General features: G+C 64.6%; 20 protein-coding genes. 4 read left to right on the top strand and 16 right to left on the bottom strand.

Annotated elements, in window-relative coordinates:
* Positions 1 to 49 precede the first annotated feature (49 nt).
* Entirely contained in the window at positions 50 to 2,230 is a 2,181-nt protein-coding gene (locus I6F33_RS16935) for a lytic transglycosylase domain-containing protein (protein WP_225143402.1), read from the top strand.
* 176 nt (positions 2,231 to 2,406) lie between these two features.
* Here the strand turns inward: I6F33_RS16935 and I6F33_RS16930 are convergent, their stop codons facing one another.
* The 3 genes from I6F33_RS16930 to I6F33_RS16920 are packed head-to-tail and all read right to left on the bottom strand — an operon-like array spanning position 2,407 to position 3,343.
* The gene (locus I6F33_RS16930; protein WP_036044352.1) at positions 2,407 to 2,769 is read right to left on the bottom strand and encodes a hypothetical protein; all 363 of its coding nucleotides are present in this window, start codon (positions 2,767 to 2,769) and stop codon (positions 2,407 to 2,409) included.
* Complete coding sequence (locus I6F33_RS16925; protein ID WP_036009825.1) at positions 2,766 to 2,954, bottom strand: hypothetical protein; 189 nt, start codon at positions 2,952 to 2,954, stop codon at positions 2,766 to 2,768. The genes I6F33_RS16930 and I6F33_RS16925 overlap by 4 nt, the downstream gene beginning before the upstream one ends.
* Positions 2,951 to 3,343, bottom strand: coding sequence for a hypothetical protein (locus I6F33_RS16920; protein WP_036031659.1), 393 nt, complete (start codon positions 3,341 to 3,343; stop codon positions 2,951 to 2,953). The genes I6F33_RS16925 and I6F33_RS16920 overlap by 4 nt, the downstream gene beginning before the upstream one ends.
* 639 nt (positions 3,344 to 3,982) lie before the next feature.
* Between I6F33_RS16920 and I6F33_RS16915 the strand changes: the two genes are divergently transcribed.
* The 3 genes from I6F33_RS16915 to I6F33_RS16905 all read left to right on the top strand — a co-directional run bounded on the left by I6F33_RS16915 (position 3,983) and on the right by I6F33_RS16905 (position 7,119).
* Positions 3,983 to 5,968: a PAS domain S-box protein gene (locus I6F33_RS16915; RefSeq protein ID WP_225125343.1), complete on the top strand. Its 1,986-nt coding sequence runs from the start codon at positions 3,983 to 3,985 to the stop codon at positions 5,966 to 5,968.
* Positions 5,965 to 6,636 carry a response regulator transcription factor gene (locus I6F33_RS16910; protein WP_225112497.1) on the top strand — a complete coding sequence of 224 codons (672 nt, stop codon included), beginning with the start codon at positions 5,965 to 5,967 and terminating at the stop codon, positions 6,634 to 6,636. Before I6F33_RS16915 ends, I6F33_RS16910 begins: the two co-directional genes overlap by 4 nt.
* Before the next feature lie 96 nt (positions 6,637 to 6,732).
* A complete protein-coding gene (locus I6F33_RS16905; protein WP_036031653.1) occupies positions 6,733 to 7,119 on the top strand; it encodes a response regulator transcription factor in 387 nt (128 codons plus the stop codon).
* Positions 7,120 to 7,174: 55 nt separating this feature from the next.
* On the opposite strand, the gene I6F33_RS16900 is transcribed toward I6F33_RS16905, so the two are convergent.
* From I6F33_RS16900 to I6F33_RS16840, 13 genes are all read right to left on the bottom strand, one after another.
* Complete coding sequence (locus tag I6F33_RS16900; protein ID WP_225143401.1) at positions 7,175 to 8,146, bottom strand: tripartite tricarboxylate transporter substrate binding protein BugD; 972 nt, start codon at positions 8,144 to 8,146, stop codon at positions 7,175 to 7,177.
* 176 nt (positions 8,147 to 8,322) lie between these two features.
* A complete protein-coding gene (locus tag I6F33_RS16895; RefSeq protein ID WP_036009840.1) occupies positions 8,323 to 9,564 on the bottom strand; it encodes a threonine synthase in 1,242 nt (413 codons plus the stop codon).
* Between the two features lie 144 nt (positions 9,565 to 9,708).
* Complete coding sequence (gene lpdA / locus I6F33_RS16890) at positions 9,709 to 11,130, bottom strand: dihydrolipoyl dehydrogenase (protein ID WP_225143400.1); 1,422 nt, start codon at positions 11,128 to 11,130, stop codon at positions 9,709 to 9,711.
* Between the two features lie 17 nt (positions 11,131 to 11,147).
* Complete coding sequence (locus tag I6F33_RS16885; protein WP_225143517.1) at positions 11,148 to 11,354, bottom strand: hypothetical protein; 207 nt, start codon at positions 11,352 to 11,354, stop codon at positions 11,148 to 11,150.
* Positions 11,355 to 11,403: 49 nt separating this feature from the next.
* Positions 11,404 to 12,753 carry a pyruvate dehydrogenase complex dihydrolipoamide acetyltransferase gene (locus tag I6F33_RS16880; RefSeq protein ID WP_225143399.1) on the bottom strand — a complete coding sequence of 450 codons (1,350 nt, stop codon included), beginning with the start codon at positions 12,751 to 12,753 and terminating at the stop codon, positions 11,404 to 11,406.
* 63 nt (positions 12,754 to 12,816) lie between these two features.
* Complete coding sequence (locus I6F33_RS16875; protein ID WP_225143397.1) at positions 12,817 to 13,269, bottom strand: nucleoside deaminase; 453 nt, start codon at positions 13,267 to 13,269, stop codon at positions 12,817 to 12,819.
* 2 nt (positions 13,270 to 13,271) lie between these two features.
* A complete protein-coding gene (locus I6F33_RS16870; protein WP_008547332.1) occupies positions 13,272 to 13,574 on the bottom strand; it encodes a DUF5076 domain-containing protein in 303 nt (100 codons plus the stop codon).
* Positions 13,575 to 13,577: 3 nt separating this feature from the next.
* Entirely contained in the window at positions 13,578 to 14,960 is a 1,383-nt protein-coding gene (locus I6F33_RS16865) for a pyruvate dehydrogenase complex E1 component subunit beta (protein WP_225143395.1), read from the bottom strand.
* A gap of 28 nt (positions 14,961 to 14,988) precedes the next feature.
* Entirely contained in the window at positions 14,989 to 16,011 is a 1,023-nt protein-coding gene (gene pdhA, locus I6F33_RS16860; protein ID WP_036025165.1) for a pyruvate dehydrogenase (acetyl-transferring) E1 component subunit alpha, read from the bottom strand.
* Positions 16,012 to 16,276: 265 nt separating this feature from the next.
* Positions 16,277 to 17,794 (bottom strand): aldehyde dehydrogenase, encoded by a 1,518-nt coding sequence (gene adh / locus I6F33_RS16855; protein ID WP_225143393.1) that lies wholly within the window; start codon positions 17,792 to 17,794, stop codon positions 16,277 to 16,279.
* 268 nt (positions 17,795 to 18,062) lie between these two features.
* Entirely contained in the window at positions 18,063 to 19,022 is a 960-nt protein-coding gene (locus tag I6F33_RS16850; protein WP_225143391.1) for a GAF domain-containing protein, read from the bottom strand.
* 220 nt (positions 19,023 to 19,242) lie between these two features.
* A complete protein-coding gene (locus I6F33_RS16845) occupies positions 19,243 to 19,560 on the bottom strand; it encodes a septum formation initiator family protein (protein WP_025036496.1) in 318 nt (105 codons plus the stop codon).
* Between the two features lie 178 nt (positions 19,561 to 19,738).
* Complete coding sequence (locus I6F33_RS16840) at positions 19,739 to 20,290, bottom strand: NADPH-dependent FMN reductase (RefSeq protein ID WP_225112505.1); 552 nt, start codon at positions 20,288 to 20,290, stop codon at positions 19,739 to 19,741.
* Positions 20,291 to 20,442: the final 152 nt, after the last annotated feature.

The following is a 20,442-nucleotide window of genomic DNA, read 5'->3' as shown; positions in this document are numbered from 1 at the left end:
CATGTCGCGGACCTTGGTTTGTAGTGGTTTTCGCAGGGGGGACCATCCAATGAACCAGTGCCTACGCTCGCTCGCGTGTGTCGTTGCCGTGGCCGCGATGGCCCTCCTTCCCACCGAGCTTGCGGCGAAGAGCAGTCAAAAATCATCCGCACCGAAGAAGACGCATGAGGCGAAAGCGGGCAAGCACCGCCACGCCTCCGCCGGCAAAGCGCGGCACGGCAAGCACGCCGAGGCCAAGCGCAAATCGAAGAAGGCGGTCGAGGAGCCCGCGGCCAAGCCGCCGCTGACCGGCGATCTTGCCGCGCTCAAGGACGCCATCGACCTGACGCGCAAGGGCAAGACCGAAGACGCGAGCGCTGCGCGCGACCGCATCACGGACCCTGCCGGACAGAAGCTCGCCGACTGGTTCATGCTGCGCCATCCCGACAGCACCGCGAATTTCAAGCGCTACGCCGCCTTCCTCGCCGCCAATCCCGGTTGGCCGAGCAGCGCCCTGCTCCGCCGCCGTGCCGAGGCACGGCTGTGGCAGGAGAAGGCCGACGCGGCCATCGTGCACAAGTTCACGATGGATCGCCCGACCAGCGCCAAGGGCAAGTTCGCACTCGCGCGCGTCCTGCTCGCCGAAGATGAGACCGACAGGGCTGCGCGGCTGGTCCGGGAAACCTGGCGCGCGGAGGAACTGTCCGAGCGGAGCGAAGAGGACTCCTATGCGGCGTTCGGCGACCTTCTGTCCGCCGACGATCACCGCGCGCGCATGGACAAGCGCCTCGGCGCCAAGGATTATGCAGGTGCGCGGCGCGCGGCGAAGCGGCTCGGCGAGGACGCGCTCGCGATCGTGAAGGCCTGCGCCGCCGTCACCGGCAAGGCGAGCAAGGCCAAGGATCTGCTCGAGGACGTCGCGGCCGAGGAGCGACGCGATCTCGGTTACGTGCTGTGCCGCGCGCAGTGGCATCTTCAGAACGACCGCATCGACGACGCGGCCGAGGTGATCCTCGCTGCCAAGCCCGACATGATGGCCGCGCAGGACACCGATGCCTGGTGGCGCGAGCGCCGCATGCTGGCGCGCAAGCTGCTCGATCAGGGCAAGGCCAGGATCGCCTATGACGTGGTGCACACGGCCGCGGTGCCGGAAAAGGAGGTCTACCGCGTCGACTATCACTTCATGTGCGGCTGGATCGCGCTACGCTATCTCGACGATCCCAAGACGGCGATGGTGCATTTCGCCTCGATCGACGCTGGCTCGTCCAATCCGATCGCGCTGTCGCGGGCGCATTACTGGCGCGGCCGCGCGGCCGAAGCCATGGGCGCGGCGGCCGACGCGCGCATGAGCTACCGGGCGGCGGCGCGCTATCACACCGCCTATTACGGCCAGCTCGCCCGCGCCAGGCTCGGCCTCGACGGCATCGAACTGCGTCCGCCCTCGCCGGTGCTGGCCTCGGCCGATGCGCAGCTTGCGGACGAGCGCGTGCGCGCCGCCGACATGCTCTACGGCATCGGCGAGCGCGACATGGTGTTCTATTACGCCGAGGATTTCGCCAAAGAGAGCACCGACGTCGCCGCGCTGGAAGCGCTCGGCGAGCTTGCGGGCCGGCGCAACGATGCGCGCGTGATGCTGGAGGTCGGCAAGACCGCGCTGGCGCGCGGGCTCGCGCTCGACCATTACGCCTTCCCGACCATCGGCATCCCCGAGCACAAGCAGGTCGCACCGGCGATCGAGACCAGCGTGATCTATTCGGTGGCACGCACCGAGAGCTCGTTCGAGCAGCGCGACAAGTCGCATGCCAACGCGGTCGGGCTGATGCAGGTGACGCCGGAAGCGGGACGCGACACCGCGAAGCGCTTCGGCCTGACTTACGACTGGGACAGGATGGTCTCCGACCCCGTCTACAACACGCAGATGGGCGCCGCCGAGCTCAGCGCGCTATTCTCGGAATATCGCGGTAACCAGATCATGACCTTCGCCGGATACAATGCCGGCCGCGGCCGCGTGCGTGAATGGGTGCAGAAGCGCGGTGATCCCCGGGACCCCAACATCGATCCGGTCGACTGGGTCGAGCGCATCCCGCTGTCCGAGACGCGCAACTACGTCCAGCGCGTGATGGAGAACGTGCTGGTCTACCGGGCAAGGTTCGAGGGCAGCAGCATGATCGCCGGCAAGAGCGACCAGCGCGTGGTGACGCACGAGGCCAGCGCAACGGAGCCAGCGGCGGCCGCAGCACCCATTCCCTGATCAACGCCGCCGGGGCTGGACGCGGCGCCTGCAAGAATACGGTGCTGCGGCTTCTACGCGCGTGCAGCCGCGCAGCTAAAGCGCGATGCGATTAGGATGAATCGTCATCGCGCTTTAGGTTATTGTTTGAGCATGATCGTTTCGGAAAACCGCTTCACACTTTTCCGGATCATGCTCTAGGTGTCACCTCCTTCCATCGTGATCGGGTCGCGACTGTCCAAATATGCGCCGGTCAAAGCTCTCGCGAAGGTCCAGGCGGTGATCGTGCAGCTCCAGCACCAGACGGCACTCATCACCGTCAACGTCTGGATCATGCTGCCAGCGGCGAGCTCGACCTTGCCGGCGATTGGTTCCGTCCGCCCAGGCACCGGCCAGTGCATGAACAGCGTGGAGAATTCGCCGCGCCGGTAACAATCATCGTCACAGTAACGGCGCTGCGTCCGCGCATGGCGGACATAGCCGGAGCGGAGCGACCGCGAGCATGTGCTGCACGCGGCCGCGTGCAACGGCGGCTCGTGATTGACCACCACGAATTTCATGAAGCCGCTCTCACGCCATCTTTGGCGAGCGTCTCGCAGAACAGCGCGTAGCACTGATGATCGCAGTAAGGCAGACGCGTCGCGATCTCGCGCAAATAGCTGCCGCTGATCGGCTCGCAGCACTGCATGCACGAGGTCTGCCGGAACGGGGTCCGGCCGTTGACCAGCACGAAAGCGAATCTCATGTGGCACCCCCCAAAGCGAAGCAGTAAACGCTGTCGAGCGGAGACAGTGCGGGCGGTGGAGCGCACAGATGGTTCCGGCCGTCCGGATTATCCCTGTTTCGCTCCACCTTTTGCGGTGGGATCAGAATGTATCTCCCGTCCTCCCGGCGCCGCGCATAGATCTGGCCGTCGATGTACTTGATGTCGGTCGGATAACAGTCGGCGCTGTTGCAACAACTGAGGCTCGGGTTATCAGGCATGTGCCAGGTGGAATAGAACTTTTCGTGCAGCGCCTGGTCCTGGGGTGGGTGCTTGCGATGAACGGCACCGTGTCCCGTCTCCTGTGCCTGGCCGGCCGCGATGGGGGCGATGAGAACGATCCAGCAGAAGAGCTTGCATGAGCGGTTCAACGCACGGCCTCCCGGATCAACTCTCCAATCCAGCCTTATGCGACCTGGGCCCGAAACAACCACCGGCGGTCGCGTTCGCTTCGCGTGCGGAAACGATCAACGCACTTCTTGGAGCAGAGCGCCGTGCGCCAGGAATAGTAGCGGATCAGGCCAAACTTGCCGCCGCACACCGCGCAGCCCTTGACTGAGGAGCAACTTTCGGACGCCGATGGGCGACGCTCAGGAAGTACCGACATATCGCACATTGCTGTCTCCCTCTGTTGCTTGCGCTTTTCTCGGCTGTTCGCTTCGACACTCCCGATGGTCGAGAGGCTAGTCCGCCGGGCACGAAACGCTCAATTGTACGGAGGTAAAATGGCCGACATGACTAGGCATGGAGGAGCTATACCTAAGTTTGTCCCGTATTCGCCCGGGCCCACGCGGCCCGAGTTCAACGAGACGGCGCACGACGCACCGGCTGCACGGTCACCGTGAACCTCGGCCGGCACGGTGTCCTTGAGGCGCCGCAATGGACCTGGCGGTGAGCGGACGGTCCAAAGGCGAACGTCATGACGGCCGACCCGACTTTGGCTGGAATTGCTCCTCTGGCCGCAACGTGCTCTACTCCTGTTCACGCAGAGAGTGCCGGGAGCGTCAGCGATGAAGCCTGGCCGGGCAGCGACGTTCGGAAAGTCAGCCGCGCAATTCCTCGTCGGCTGCTTGAGGCAAACTGTTCCCGCCAAGCAGCGCACCGATGCCAATGCCGCCGACTTGCTCGAGGCGGTCAAGCAATGGCAGCAGGTCTTCGAGCACACGCCGGTCATGTACTTCATGGTCGATCCGGCCGGTACCGTGATCAACGTGAACACATTCGGCGCCGAGCAGCTGGGCTACACGCCGGCGGAGTTGATCGGCCGATCCGTGCTGGATGTCTTCCTCGCGGAAGATCGCGCCACTGTCCGCGCCTGTGTCGCGTTGTGCCTCAAGACCCTTGATCAGTCACACACCTGGGAGATCCGGAAGGTTCGCAAGGACGGCTCGATGTTATGGGTGCGCGAGAACGCCAAGGCCATGCTGCGAGCCAATGGCGGGCCGATCGTGCTGGTCGCCTGCGAGAACATCACTGAGCGGAAGGAGGCCGAGAACGCGCTGCGACAGAGCGAGGCTTATCTCGCCCAGGCGCAGGAATTGAGCCACACTGGTAGTTTTGGCTGGAAGGCCGCAACCCGCGAGATCACCTGGTCCAAGGAGACCTATCGCATCTTCGAATGCGAGGAAGGGACGAAGCCCGCGATCCCCTTCATGCTCCAGCGGATCCATCCGGAGGACCGGCTCGCTGTGCAGCAGACGACGGGCCGGGCGGCGCGCGAGGGCAAGGACTATGATCACGAATACCGGCTGGTGATGCCCGACGGTTCCATCAAATACGTCCGAGCGGTGGCACGGGCAACGCGAGATGCGAGCGGTCGCGTTGAGTTCGTCGGATCGGTCACCGACATCACCGCGACCAAGGAGGCAGAACGCAGGCTTCGTGACAGCGAGCAGCGCTTTCGCGATTATGCTGAAACTGCGTCTGACTGGTTCTGGGAAACCGGGCCGGACCACCGGGTCACCCAGATATCCGAGCACTCCGATACCAACACCGCCCCCGCCGGCCTGATCGGGCTCACGCGTTGGGACATTGCGCCCGACGCCGCTCTCGAGCCCGAAAAATGGCGACAACATCGAGCGGCGCTCGACGCCCACGTCCCGTTCCGCGACTTGGTGTACCGCAGCAAAGACCGTAGTGGGCAGCCGATCTACGTCCGGACCAGCGGCAAACCCTTCTTCGACGCGGACGGCACTTTCCTGGGCTACCGTGGCGTTTGCACGGACGTAACCGCCGCCATCCGGGCCAACCAAGCCGAAGACGCACTGCGCAAGGCCCAGGCCGAGCTCGCCCATGTGACACGTGTCACGACACTGGGTGAGCTGACCGCTTCGATTGCGCACGAAATCAATCAGCCGCTCGCTGCAGTGATCGCAAACGCCGACGCCTGCCTCGCCTGGCTGCAGCGCAGTCCGCCGGATCTCAAAGCGGCCCGCCGCTCGGTCGAGTGGATCATCGAGGACGGCAGGCGTGCCGGCGACGTGATCCGTCACGTTCGGGCGCTCGCCAAGCGTTCTGACATCGAGATGGTTCCGCTCGACGCCAATGCGGTCGTGCGGGAGGCCGTCGCGCTGGTTCAACGCGAGATGGCCAGCCACGCCGTGTCCGTCCGCATGGAGCTGTCGTCGGCACTGCCGAGGATCTTTGGCGATCGCATCCAATTGCAGCAGGTCCTGATCAACCTGATCATGAACGGGATCGAGGCCATGGCAGACGTCCACGATCGCCCGCGCGAGCTGGCGATTCGCTCACAGGCGAGCGGCGATAGCGCCATGCAGGTGAGCGTTTCCGACTGCGGAACCGGCATCAGCGAACAGGCGATAGACCGCCTGTTCACGCCGTTCTTCACCACGAAGTCCTCCGGCATGGGCATGGGCCTGTCGATCTGTCGATCGATCATCGAGGCCCATGGCGGGCGACTTTCCGCCATATCAAACCAGGAGCGCGGCGCGACTTTTCAGATCACCTTGCCCCTCCACCGAGAGGAAGCATCGTGACCGAGCGCGCGGACTCTTCGCCGCCGCAGAAGGACGGCGATCAGCCCCTTGTCCTCATCGTCGACGACGACGCGTCCATGCGCCGTGCGCTCACCAATCTGTTCGAGTCGGTCGGTCTCAAGGTCGAAGCATTCGGCTCGGCGCCGCAGCTCCTGCAGGCCAAGCCGCCAGACGTCCCGAGCTGCCTGGTGCTCGACATCCGCCTGCCCGGAACGAGCGGCCTCGAGCTGCAGGCCGATCTTGCCAAGGCAAATATCCACACGCCTATCATCTTCATTACCGGTCATGGCGATATTCCCATGACGGTTCGGGCCATGAAGAGCGGGGCGATCGATTTTTTGACCAAGCCGGTCCGCGATCAGGACATTCTCGACGCAGTTCAGGCCGCGATCGAGCGAGACCGCAAGCGCCGCGACCTCAACAGGATGGTCTCGACGGTCAGATCACGCTTCGAGTCACTGTCCTCGCGGGAGCGAGACGTATTGTCACTGGTGACGTCCGGCCTGATGAACAAGCAGGTCGCCGCCCAGCTCGGATTGGCCGAAATCACCGTCAAGATCTACCGCGGCCAGATCATGCGGAAGATGGGCGCGAAGTCGCTGGCCGATCTGGTGAGAATGAGCGAGGCGCTCGGGATTGGCCCGAACAAGCCCGATGCACAAACCTAAGTATGAGTTTCCAATCGTGACCGGCAGGTCCACCTTGCGCCTTTATGTTCTAGCCGTGGCGACGGCAAGCGTAATTCCCGGCGAGGAGCGGACGTCTTGTCAGTGGCTTCGGTCATCTCGGTGCTTGACGACGACCCCTACGTTCGGGCCGCGATCAACAATCTCCTGGAATCGCGCGGATACAACGTCCACACATTCGCCTCGGCGGAAGAGTTCCTGAGCTCGACCGATTCGAGCGACACCTCGTGCGTGATCGCCGACGTGCAGATGCCGCTGATGAGCGGAATCGATCTGTTGACAAAGATGCGGGCGCAGGGGTCGGCTACGCCGTTCATATTCATCACAGCTTTCCCGGATGAGGGCGTGCGTGTGCGGGCGCTCGATGCGGGCGCAATCTGTTTTCTCGGTAAGCCGTTCGCCGCCTCGGATCTGATGCAATGCCTGGACCGTGCGCTGGCACCAGGTCACCAAACCACGTCGTGAGCGCCCCGCCGCCAGCAAACGCGGCGGTGACGCCGCGAGGAGTGCGCCGCCCGGTTCAATCCACCTTGATGTTCGCCGCCTTGATGATCGGCCACCATTTGGCGATCTCGGCCCTTTGCCGCCTGCCGAGCGCTTCGGGCGTGAGCTGATCCTTGGGTGTCATCTCGAGACCCTGGCTTTCGAGCTGCTTCCTCACCGCAGGATCGTTCAGCGCCTCCACGGCCGCGGCGTTGAGCTTTGCGACGATCTCCTTCGGTGTGCCCTTCGGCACCCACATGCCCGACCACAGCGTCATGTTGAAGCCTTTCAGGCCCGCCTCCTCCGCGGTTGGGATCTCGGGTGCGGAGGCGAGGCGCTTGTCGTCGGTCACGGCGTAGGCGCGGATGGTGCCGGCGCGGACCTGGCTGATGGAATTGGAGGTCTGGTCGACGATGATGTCGATCTGGCCGGCGATGAGATCGTTCAATGCCGGTGCAGTGCCGCGATACGGCACGTATTGCAACTTGATGCCGGAGACGCTCTCGAAATAGACGCCGGCGATGTGGCTGCCGGAGCCCGCGCCGGCCGTGCCGGCGGTCGGCGGCGACGGTCGCGACTTCAGCCAGTCGATCAGCTCCTTCAGCGAGGTCGCCGGCACCGCATTCTTGCTGACCACGATCATCGGATTGCTCGGCAGCAGCACCACCGGCTCGAGGTCGGCAACGAGGTCGAATTTGAGCTTGTAGACGGCGCCGTTGGCGACGTGGGTCCCGAGATGGCCGAACGAGATGGTGTAGCCGTCGGGCGGCGATTGCACGGCACGGCCGACACCGATCGAGCCGCCGGCTCCGGTCACGTTCTCGACCACGACCGGCTGGCCGAGCGGCACCCGCATGCGCTCGGCGAGCACCCGCGCCATTGCGTCCGAAGGGCCCCCGGCCGCGAACGGCACGATGATGGTAATGGGACGCGAGGGAAAATCGTCGGCGCGCGCGGCGCCTGCAACAGCGAGAACAGCAATCAGCGCAGCCCAGAAGGCCTTCTTCATTGTCTTCTCCCCAGTGATGTCTTTTTCTTCACCTCGCCCCGCTTGCGGGGAGAGGTCGAATAGCGAAGCAATTCGGGTGAGGGGGAGTCTCCGCGAACTCAACTGTCACTGTGTTTGCGGAAGCAGCCCCTCACCCCGACCCTCTCCCCGTAAGAACGGGGAGAGGGAGAAGCAAGTTAGAACTTCGAATAGTCAATCGGCTTGTGGCGATCGAGCGTGCGGGTGACCGGCGGCAGCGGATATTTCAGGCCGGTCGCGCAGTTGAACAGCATGACGCGATCGGTCTTGCTGACCCGGCCGTCGGCGAGACTTTCCTTGTAGGCGGCGTAGGTCGCGGCACCCTCGGGGCAGAGCAAGAGCCCCTCCTCGCGCGCAACCTCGTTCAGCGCCGCCGAGATCTTGTCGTCATCGACGGCAATGGCAAAACCTTTGCTCTCGCGCACGGCACGCAGGATGAGGAAATCGCCGATTGCCTGCGGCACGCGGATGCCCGAGGCGATGGTGTGGGCGTCCTCCCAGCGCGTCGCATGCTCGGTCCCGGCCTCATAGGCGCGCACCATCGGCGCGCAGCCGGAGGCCTGCACCGCGACCATGCGCGGGCGCTTTGAGCCGATGAAGCCGATCTTCTCCAGCTCGTCGAACGCCTTCCACATCCCGATCAGGCCGGTGCCGCCGCCGGTCGGATAGAAGATCACGTCAGGCACGTCCCAGCCGAGCTGCTCGGCGAGCTCGAGGCCCATCGTCTTCTTGCCCTCGATGCGGTACGGCTCCTTCAAGGTCGAGGTGTCGAACCAGCCGACTTTCGCCTTGCCCTCGCCGACGATCTTGCCGCAATCGTCGATATAGCCGTTGACGCGGTAGACGGTCGCGCCCTGCAGCTCGATCTCGCTGACGTTCACTTCGGGCGTATCGGCCGGGCAGAAGATCGTGGTCTTGATGCCGCAGGACGTGGCGTAGGCCGCCAGCGCCGCGCCGGCATTGCCGTTGGTCGGCATCGCCATGTGCTTGATGCCGAGCGCCTTGCCCATCGACACCGCCATCACGAGGCCGCGCGCCTTGAATGAGCCGGTCGGCAGCCGTCCCTCGTCCTTGACGATGATCTCGCCGCCGCCGAGTTTTGCGCCGAGCTTCGGCAGCCGGATCAGGGGCGTCGTGACTTCGCCGAGCGAGACGATGTCCTTGCATTTGCGCACCGGCAGCAGCTCGCGATAGCGCCACATGTCGCCGGGGCGCTGGGCGAGCGCATCCTTGGTCAGCGCCTTCTTCACGCCCGCGAGGTCGTAGCGGACCAGAAGCGGCTTGCCGGCCTTGGAGAGGTTGTGAACCTCGTCGGCCGCGTAATGATCGCCCTCCATCGCGCATTCGAGATGGGTGACGAAGGTCGGGCGTTCGATGGTGAGATTGTCGTTGTCGTTCATGGGATGATTTCCTTCTTGTTCTGCAAACAGCTCTCTCTGCTCGTCATTGCGAGCGAAGCGAAGCAATCCAGAATCTTTCCGCAGCAGCAGTCTGGATTGCTTCGCTTCGCTCGCAATGACGGCGGCGGGCGACGCGCTCGCCCCTCAAATGTTCAACACCCGTCCATACGCATCCAGCACGGCTTCCTTCATCATCTCCGATAGGGTCGGATGCGGGAAGACCGTGTGCATCAGCTCTTCTTCCGTCGTCTCCAGATTCATGGCGACGACGTAGCCCTGGATCAGCTCGGTGACCTCCGCGCCGACCATGTGGGCCCCGAGCAGTTGGCCGGTCTTCCTGTCAAAGATGACTTTGACCAGGCCCTGATCCTCGCCGAGCGCGATCGCCTTGCCGTTGCCGACGAAGGGAAAGCGGCCGACGCGGATCTCGCGGCCGTTCTCCTTGGCCTTGGCTTCCGTCAAGCCGACCGATGCAACCTGCGGGTGGCAATAGGTGCAGCCCGGGATCATGTTCTTGTCGAGGGGATGCGGATTGAGGCCCTTGATCGCTTCGACGCAGATCACGCCCTCATGCTCGGCCTTGTGCGCCAGCATCGGGGGGCCGGCAACGTCGCCGATCGCGTAGATGCCGGGGACGTTGGTCTTGCCGTAGCCGTCGACCACGATGATGCCGCGGTCGGTCTTCACGCCGACTTTTTCCAGGCCGAGATTCTCGATGTTGCCGACGACGCCGACCGCCGAGATCACGCGCTCGAACTCTGATGTGACAGGCTTGCCCTTGCCGTCGTCGATGGCGGCGAGGACGCTGTCGGCCTTCTTCTCCAGCTTGGTGACCTTGGTCGAGGACATGATCTTGATGCCCTGCTTCTCCAGCCGCTTGCGGGCGAGGCCCGCGATCTCGGCGTCCTCGACGGGCAGAATCTGCGGCAGCACCTCGACCACGGTGACGTCGCTTCCCATGGTGTGGAAGAACGAGGCGAACTCGATGCCGATCGCGCCGGAGCCGACCACCAGCAGCGACTTCGGCATCCGCTCCGGCACCATCGCCTCGAAATAGGTCCAGACCAGCTTCTTGTCCGGCTCGAGGCCGGGCAGCACGCGCGGCCGCGCACCGGTGGCGACGATGATGTGCTTGGCCTGGTAGGTCCCCTCGCCTAGCGCGCCCTTCGGGCCCTCGACGTCGGACTTCTTCACCGTGACCTTGCCGGGCGCATCGATCGAGGCCGCGCCCCAGATCACGCTGACCTTGTTCTTCTTCATCAGGAAGCCGACGCCGTCGTTGAGGCGCTTGGAGACGCCGCGCGAACGCTGCACCACCGCCTTCGGATCGAACGAGACCTTCTCGGCGGAGAGCCCGTAGTCCTTCGCGTGCTGCATGTAGTGGTAGATCTCGGCCGAACGCAGCAGCGCCTTGGTCGGAATGCAGCCCCAGTTGAGGCAGATGCCGCCGAGATAGGATTTTTCGACGATCGCGGTCTTGAAGCCGAGCTGCGCGGCGCGGATGGCGGTGACATAGCCGCCGGGGCCGGAGCCGATGATGATGACGTCGAAGGATGTGTCGGCCATAGCGGCTCCCGTTCAACTCAAGAAGCGCCGCGGGCGCGGCGCTTGACCAGAAAAGACCTCACCAGCCATTCGAGCAGCACCACCAGGACTACGATGGCAAGCGCAGTGAGCACGATCGGCTGGGCGATGTTCCGTGCCAGCTGCTCACCGGCAAAGAACGCAGAGTGAAGAAAATCGAGCCCGACGGGGTGGAGCGCGACGATGACTCCGAGCAATAGCGATATCCATGGCCAGCGGGTCCGGACATGCAAGGTCGCCCCCTCTGCCGCCGCTTCAGACCATCATCATCACGGGGTTTTCGATCAGCTGCTTGAACGCGCCGATCAGCTCGGCGCCGAGCGCGCCGTCGATAGCGCGGTGATCGCAGGACAAGGTCACGCTCATCACGTGCGCGATCTCGATCTTGCCGCCGCGCACCACGGGACGCTCCTCGCTGGTGCCAACCGCAAGGATCGTGGCATGAGGCGGATTGATCACCGCAGTGAAGTGGCTGATGCCGTACATGCCGAGGTTGGAAACGGCCGTGGTGCCGCCCTGGTATTCCTCCGGCTTGAGCTTGCGCGAGCGGGCGCGCGCGGCAAAATCCTTCATCTCGTTGGAGATGGTCGAGAGCGTCTTGGTCTCCGCTTTGCGGATGATCGGCGTGATCAGGCCGCCGGGCATCGCGACGGCAACGCCGACGTCGGAATGGTGATGCTTGACCATGCCGCTTTCGGTCCAGCTGACGTTGCAGTTCGGGATCTTCTGCAGCGCGACCGCCATCGCCTTGATGACGAAATCGTTGACCGAGATCTTGTAGAGCGGCTTCTTCTCCTTGTCCTTCGGCGCGGCGGCGTTGATCTCCTCGCGGGCAGTGAGCAGCTTGCCGATGTCGCAGTCGATGGTGAGGTAGAAGTGCGGGACGTTCTGGATCGATGCGGTCAGGCGCTGGGCGATGGTGCGGCGCATGCCGTCATGCGGGACGATGTCGTAGGAGCCGGGCTCGAACAGCGACAGGATCTGCTTGTCCGACATGGTCGGCGCGATCGCAGGCGCGCCTGACGGTGCCGCGGCGGGCGCTTTCAGACCCTTGCCGGACTTGGCCTGCTCGACGTCGCGGGCGACCACGCGGCCGTGCGGACCGGTGCCGGCGACCAGGGCGACATCGATGCCGGCCTCCTTGGCGAGACGGCGCGCCAGCGGCGACGAGAATACACGGCCGCCATGACCATTGGCTTGCGCTGCCGGAGCTGCAGCCTGCTGCGCGGGTGCCGCGGCGGGCGCAGCAGCTTTCGGTGCGGCAGGCGCAGGCGCGGGAGCCGGCGAAGCAGGAGCCTCAGCAGCCTTCGGCGGCGCGGCCGAAGCGCTGGGCTTGGCGCTCCCTGCAGCCTTCACGTCCTCACCCTCGCCGGCGAGTACCGCGATCACGTCGTTCACCGGAACGTCCTGCGTGCCCTCGGGCACCAGGATCTTGGCGATCGTGCCCTCGTCGATCGCCTCGACCTCCATGGTCGCCTTGTCGGTCTCGATCTCGGCGATGACGTCGCCGGACTTGACCTTGTCGCCCTCCTTCTTCAGCCACTTGGCGAGGTTGCCCTTCTCCATCGTCGGCGAGAGAGCGGGCATCAGGATGTTGATGGGCATGCTGACCTCAAGAAGAACTTTGCAAAACGTCGTCATCCGACAGCGGCGACGAACAGACCAGGTTTAGTTGCCGATGTCGCCCTGCCACAGGCGCTCATTGGCAGGGATGGAACGCCAATTCTTCATCATGGTGATGGAGCGGTCGTCGGCAAGGTCGATCCACGGAATCCCGAACTTGTCGAGAATGTCCTTGGAGCCTTCGAAGGTGACGGATTCCCCGATCACCACCAGCTTGACCTTGAACAGCGCGAGCGCGCCGGCGCACATCGAGCAAGGCGACAGCGTGGTGTACATGACGGTGTCGTGGAACGAGATCGCGCCGGCCTCGCGCAGGCAGCTCATCTCGCCATGCAGGATCGGATTGTTCTCCTGCACGCGGTTGTTGTGGCCGCGGGCGATGATCTTGTTGTCGCGCGTCAGCACCGCGCCGATCGGCAAGCCGCCCTGCGCGATCGAGGCTTCCGCCTCGCGGATCGCCTCCAGCATGAAATCGTAATGATAGGCTTCGATCGCCATGGTCAGTGCCCCTTGCCGCGTGGCGTGGTAGTGCCCGTGTCGGTGGGGCGCTCGATCTCGGCCTGGAACATGTCGAGGATCCGGTTCAGCGCGTCCTCCTCGGTATATTCGCTCTCGCGCGCATAGGCGCGCGCGGCATGACGTGCGAGATCGACGAGCAGGAGGCCCCACATGTCCGGCTCCTCGAAGGCGCGCTGGAACGCCATCGACAGCCCACCGTCCAGGACGAACACGCGCAGGATCTCGACCGCGTCGTCGCGGGTCATGACGTCTGGCGGCAGTGGCTGCTCCTTGGGGCCTGCCATGGTCTACCTGTAGCAGACGGCTTTAGCGGCCTCGACGACGTCCGCCGCCGAGGGCAGCGCGAGCTTCTCCAGGTTCGCGGCATAGGGCATCGGCACGTCCTTGCCAGACACGCGCGTCACCGGCGCATCAAGATAGTCGAAGGCGTTCTCCATGATGCGCGCGGCGATCTCGGCGCCGACGCCGCTCTGGGCCCACCCCTCTTCCACCGTAACCGCACGTCCCGTTTTCTTCACGGAGTTGATGATGGTCTCCGTGTCCATCGGGCGCAGCGTGCGCAGGTCGATCACCTCGGCCTCGATGCCGTCCTTGGCGAGCTCGTCCGCAGCCTTCAGCGCATAGGTCATGCCGTTCGACCAGGAGATGATCGTGACGTGACTGCCGGCGCGCACGATGCGCGCCTTGCCGATCGGGATGATGAAGTCGTCGAGCTTCGGGACTTCGCCAGTGTGGCCGTACAGCACCTCATTCTCGAGGAAGATCACCGGGTTGGGATCGCGGATCGCAGCCTTGAGCAGGCCCTTGGCGTCCGCGGCGGAATACGGCGCCACCACCTTGAGGCCCGGGACGTGCGAATACCACGCCGAATAGTCCTGGCTGTGCTGGGCGGCAACGCGCGCGGCCGCACCGTTCGGACCGCGGAACACGATCGAGCAGCCCATCTGGCCACCGGACATGTAGAGCGTCTTGGCCGCGGAGTTGATGATCTGGTCGATCGCCTGCATGGCGAAGTTGAAGGTCATGAACTCGACGATCGGCTTGAGACCGGTCATCGCGGCACCGACGCCGACGCCCGCGAAGCCGTGCTCGGTGATCGGCGTGTCGATCACGCGCTTGGCACCGAACTCCTGGAGCAGGCCCTGGGTCACCTTGTAGGCGCCCTGATAGTCGGCAACTTCTTCGCCCATCACGAACACGTCCGCGTCGCGGCGCATCTCTTCGGCCATGGCATCGCGCAGCGCTTCGCGGATGGTCTGCGTCACCATTTCGGTGCCGGCGGGGACTTCCGGATCGGGCTCGGCGACGGCCTGGGGAGCAGGCGCGGCTTTCGGCGCGGGCGCCTCGGCCTTTGCTGCGGCCGGCGGCGCGGACTCCGCAGCCTTCGCCGCCGCTGCGGGTGCCTTGGCGAGATCAGCCGCGCTCTCACCGTCGGCGAGAATGGTCGCGATCGGGGTGTTCACCGCGACGTCAGCGGTGCCCTCGGGGATCAGGATCTTGCCGAGCGTGCCCTCGTCGGTCGCCTCGACCTCCATGGTCGCTTTGTCGGTCTCGATCTCGGCGATGACGTCGCCGGACTTGATCGTCTCGCCCTCTTTCTTCAGCCATTTGGCGAGGTTGCCCTTCTCCATCGTGGGCGACAACGCGGGCATCAGCACTTGAATTGGCATATCTTCTCCAAAGAAAGCTTGCGCGCGTTCAGCGGTACACGTCGGTCCAGAGCTCGGCGGCATCCGGCTCGGGATCATGCTGGGCGAAATCGGCGGAGGCGTTGACGATGTCGCGCACCTCGGCGTCGATCGCCTTGAGATCGGCTTCGCTGACCTTGGCAGCGAGCAGCCGATTGCGAACCTGCTCGATCGGATCCTGGTCGTGGCGAACCTTCTCGACCTCCTCGCGTGTGCGATATTTTGCGGGATCGGACATCGAGTGGCCGCGATAGCGGTAGGTCTGCATCTCCAGGATGAAAGGACCCTTGCCGCCACGGCACCAGGCCGCCGCCTCCTCGCCCGCCGCCTTCACGGCGCGGACGTCCATGCCGTCGACCTGCTTGCCCGGGATGTTGAAGGACGCACCGCGCTTGGAAAAATCCTGCTGTGCCGAGGCGCGCGAGACCGAGGTGCCCATGGCGTAGCGGTTGTTCTCGATGACGTAGATCACCGGCAGCTTCCAGAGCTCCGCCATGTTGAAGCTCTCATAGACCTGGCCCTGATTGGCCGCGCCGTCGCCGAAATAGGTGACGCTGACATTGTCGTTGCCGCGATAGTGGTTGGCAAAGGCGAGGCCGGTGCCGAGCGAGACCTGGGCGCCGACGATGCCGTGACCGCCGTAGAAGTGCTTCTCCTTGCTGAACATGTGCATGGAGCCGCCCTTGCCCTTGGAATAACCGCCGCGACGTCCCGTCAGCTCGGCCATGACACCGTTGGCATCCATGCCGGTCGCGAGCATGTGACCGTGGTCGCGATAGCCGGTGATGACCTGATCGCCCTCTTTGAGGGCCATCTGCATGCCGACCACCACGGCCTCCTGGCCGATATAGAGGTGGCAGAAGCCGCCGATGGCACCCATGCCGTAGAGCTGGCCTGCCTTTTCCTCGAAGCGCCGGATCAGGAGCATGTCGCGGAGCGCCTTGAGTTCCTGCTCCTTCGTGAATTCCGGGGGCGAACCGCCGTCGGTCTTGTCCTGTGGAGCGCTTGCGGCGGCTTTCTTGGGTGCGGCCATGGGAATTCCGGGTCAGAGAAAACTTTCGCCCTCTCTAACCCAAGTCAAACGCCCTTGGAAAGCACCGCGGCGGCATGGCACGACTTTCATTATGCCGCACTGCAACGTGATCGAAATATTGCAAAATCTTTGGCGCTGATCGGGCAACAAATCTATGAGCGCCATCGCGCGCGCAGATTCGTGACCGGATCAAGAACAGTGCACGACGCCAATCCCGACATGCGGAGCGGACGGCGCCGAAGCGGCGCCGCCCTCTCCGATCCGATCAGAAGAAGCCGAGCTTCTTCGGGCTGTAGCTGACCAGGAGGTTCTTGGTCTGCTGGTAATGATCGAGCATCATCTTGTGGGTCTCGCGCCCGACGCCCGACTGCTTGTAGCCGCCGAACGCCGCATGGGCGGGATAGGCATGGTAGCAATTGGTCCAGACCCGGCCGGCCTGGATCTCCCGGCCGAAGCGGTAGCAGCGATTGGCGTCGCGGCTCCAAACGCCGGCACCCAGGCCGTAGAGCGTGTCGTTGGCGATCGCGAGCGCCTCTTCGTCGGTCTTGAAGGTCGTGACCGAGACGACGGGGCCGAAAATCTCCTCCTGGAAGATTCGCATCTTGTTGTGGCCCTCGAACACGGTCGGCTGGACGTAGAAGCCGCCGGTGAGATCGCCGCCGAGATCGGCGCGTCCGCCGCCGGCCAGCACCTTGGCGCCCTCCTGCTTGCCGATGTCGATATAGGAGAGGATCTTGCTGAGTTGCTCGCTGGAGGCCTGCGCGCCGATCATGGTGGTGGGATCGCGCGGATCGCCCTGCTTGATCGCAGCGACGCGCTTGAGCGCCCGCTCCATGAAGCGGTCATAGATGTCGGCGTGGACCAGCGCCCGGCTCGGACAGGTGCAGACCTCGCCCTGGTTCAGCGCGAACATGACGAATCCCTCGATCGCCTTGTCGAAGAAATCGTCGTCCTCGGCGGTGACGTCCTTGAAGAAGATGTTCGGCGACTTGCCGCCGAGCTCGAGCGTGACAGGAATCAGATTCTGGCTGGCATATTGCATGATCAGCCGGCCCGTCGTGGTCTCGCCGGTGAAGGCGATCTTGGCGATGCGCGGGCTCGACGCCAGCGGCTTGCCGGCCTCGAGGCCAAAGCCGTTGACGATGTTGAGCACGCCGGCCGGCAGCAGGTCGGCGATGATCTCGGCGAAGACCATGATCGAGGCCGGGGTCTGCTCGGCGGGCTTGAGCACCACGCAATTGCCGGCGGCCAGCGCCGGCGCGAGCTTCCAACAGGCCATCAGAAGCGGGAAGTTCCAGGGAATGATCTGGCCGACCACGCCGAGCGGCTCGTGGAAATGATAGGCGATGGTGTCGTGGTCGATCTCGCCGATCGAGCCTTCCTGGGCGCGGACGACACCGGCGAAATAGCGGAAATGGTCGATCGCGAGCGGCAGGTCGGCGGCGCGCGTCTCGCGGATCGGCTTGCCGTTGTCCCAGGTCTCGGCAATCGCGAGGCGCTCGAGGTTCTCTTCCATGCGGTCGGCGATCCGGTTCAGGACCGCGGCGCGCTCGGCGACGCTGGTGCGGCCCCAGGCGGACTTGGCGGCATGCGCCGCGTCGAGCGCTGCCTCGATGTCCTGCGCGTCGGACCGCGCGATCTTGCAGACGACCTGGCCAGTCAGGGGCGAGGCATTGTCGAAATATTTCCCGGAGATCGGCGTGACGAACTTGCCGCCGATGAAATTGTCGTAGCGTTCGGCAAAGGGCACTTTGGTGACGCTGAGGAATTCCACCTTGTTCATTGATCACTCCCGATGTTGCTGTTTGCGCTTTGTCGTCGCCTGTTTGCGACTTGCGCCGACGATGATGCGGGAGGCGATGTCTGTCAGCCCGGGCGGACGCGATGGCGGAGCCGACCTGTCGCAGAACTGCGACAGTCGTGGACGAGGTAAGCGTGAGATGGAGCGCTCACAGCCACCCTACCGTCATTGCGAACGCAGCGAAGCAATCCAGAGTCCCTCCGCGGAAAGATTCTGGATTGCTTCGCTGCGCTCGCAATGACGGCTGAGCTCAGTGGTTCAGCTCGAACCGCTTCAGCTTCCGGTGCAGCGTCGCGCGGCTGACGCCGAGGGCCTTGGCGGCGGCGGAGACATTGCCGCCGGCGCGGAGCAGCGCCCGCTGCAGTACCGCACGCTGGCCACCGGCAAGATGATCGCGCGCGGCATCGCCGCCGAGAAGATCGGCCGCGGGCACCGGCCGCAACGCACCGCCGGGCACGATGCCGAGCGCCAGCCGGGCGGAGCGCGTTGCGCCGATCACCAGATCGTCCGCATCGACCGCAACGAGGCCGCCGCAGCTTCCATCCGCCGCCTGTGTCAGCACGATGCGGGCATGGGCGAAGACCTTGCGAAACAGGTCGGCCTCGATCCGCTTGGCCGCCTCGCCTGCCGCGAGCGCGATCAGGCTGGCGAAGGCGTCGGTGCGGTCGGCGCGGCAGGAGGAGACGTCGAGCACGCCCGCGAGCGCCGCCTCGTGATCGTAGATCGGAACGGCGGTGCAGCTCAGAAGCGTGTTGCGCGCAAAGAAGTGCTGGTCGCGATCGATGGTCAGCGGACGCTGCTCGACGAGGCAGGTGCCGATACCGTTGGTGCCCTCGTGCTCCTCGCTCCAGAGTGCACCGGTCCAAAGGCCCCAGGACTGAAACGTCGCATCGTCCGCCACCGTGCCGCGGCGATCGACCGGCACGCCCTCGCGATCGGCGAGCAGCACGCAGCAGCCCGCAGCGCCGACAGCCTGATAAAGCCGGTCCATGGCGCCCTGGGCGGCCGCCAGAAGCGGCGCGATGCGCTCGCGCGCCTGCTGCAGCTCGGCTTCGGTCAGCCGCATCGGCGCGGCGTGGCCGCCGGGATCGAGATGGTGCAATCGGGAGGAACGGCGCCACGAGGCCACGAGCGCGGACCGGGCCGCCTGGCCTGACGCGATGGCGGCCTCGACGCGGGCCGCGTGATGCCGGGGCATTGTCCCATTCATCACAGTTTCCTCCGGATATCGATTGTAGGACGCGCCGGTGCTCCCCGGTTGATCTGCGTCAACTTCAGCGCGCGCCAGCAAAGGCATGAGCCCGCCGCGGCGCCGCCGTCAAGGGAACCGCCCGGTTCGGGGGTTACGACCTTCGCAGGAGGAGGCAAAGTTGTGGTGGTCGGATGTCAGCAGCGACTTTCCCTGCGGCGTTCGAAAGCTGCGGATGCCGCTAGTTCGCCGGGATCATTCGAACGAGATCGCGCGGATGGACATAGTCGAGCTGGAAGCGCGCCCGCTCGTCCAGCATGTCCGGGTCGATCTTCTCGGACCGCAGCAGCGACACCCGTTGTTCGCTTCTGGCGCGCTCGCGCTTGAGCTGAGCCAGCTCGCTGGTCAGGGCGATGATCTCCTGGTCGAGCTCCTGGCGGGCGTTGAGACCGTATTTGCCGGTGTAGGCGTTGACGCCGAAATAGCCGACGATCGCCGCCGCCATCGCATAGAGGGCAAGACCGGTCAGGATCGATTTCAGGCGCGCGCGGGAGACCATCTTCGGAAGATGGGACAGGTTGGTTAAGGGAGTGCTAATTGCCAGAACGAGGCACTATCCCCACGACGCGTCATGCCCGGGCTTGTCCCGGCCATCCACGTGCTTTGCCGGCGATAACGAAGAACGTGGATGCCCGGGACAAGCCCGGGCATGACGGAGCGTCGGCTTGGCCGGAAGCTCAGCCCTGATTCTTCGCCACATGCGCGGCGAAGGCGTCGATGTATTGCTGCAGCACCGTCTTGAGGGAGTCCTTGGTCAGGTTGCCGTCCGCATCGAAGGCATCGCCGACGCTACTGAGATAGATTTCCGGCTGCTGAAGGACCGGACCGGAAATGCCCGGCAGGATGTTCTGCAGATGCTTGGCCGCGCTGACGCCGCCGAGCAGCCCCGGCGAATTGGAGATGATGCCGACCGGTTTGCCGAGGAACGAGCTCTTGCCGTAGGGGCGCGAGGCGACGTCGATGGCATTCTTCAGAACGCCCGGGATCGAGCGGTTGTATTCGGGCGTGACGAACAGGACGCCATTCGACGTCTTGAGCTTCTCGCGGAAGGCGAGCCAGTCCGCGGGCGGCGCGCTCTCGAGGTCCTGGTTGAAGAACGAGATGCCGGCCGGCGTGATCACCTCGAGCTTGAGCGAGGCAGGCGCAAGCTTGGCGAGCGCATTGGCGATCTTGAGCGAGAAGCTGTCCTTGCGCAGGCTGCCAGCGATCGTGACGATGTTGTAGGCCATTGGGTGTCCTTGAAGGCTCGAGCGGGAATGCCGGGACGGCACTTAAGCCATCCGGGCCAATAGATGCAAGTGCATGAACTGGTCCGATTTGGAAACGCTGCGTTTCTGGAAATGGGTGCGCGCGCGCTTCATCCGGCCAAGATCGACAGCAA

The organism is Bradyrhizobium sp. BRP20 (assembly GCF_020194215.1).
Taxonomy (GTDB): domain Bacteria; phylum Pseudomonadota; class Alphaproteobacteria; order Rhizobiales; family Xanthobacteraceae; genus Bradyrhizobium; species Bradyrhizobium yuanmingense.
Note: the sequence above shows the minus strand (reverse complement) of the source record. Positions and strands in the feature narration are given on the sequence as shown.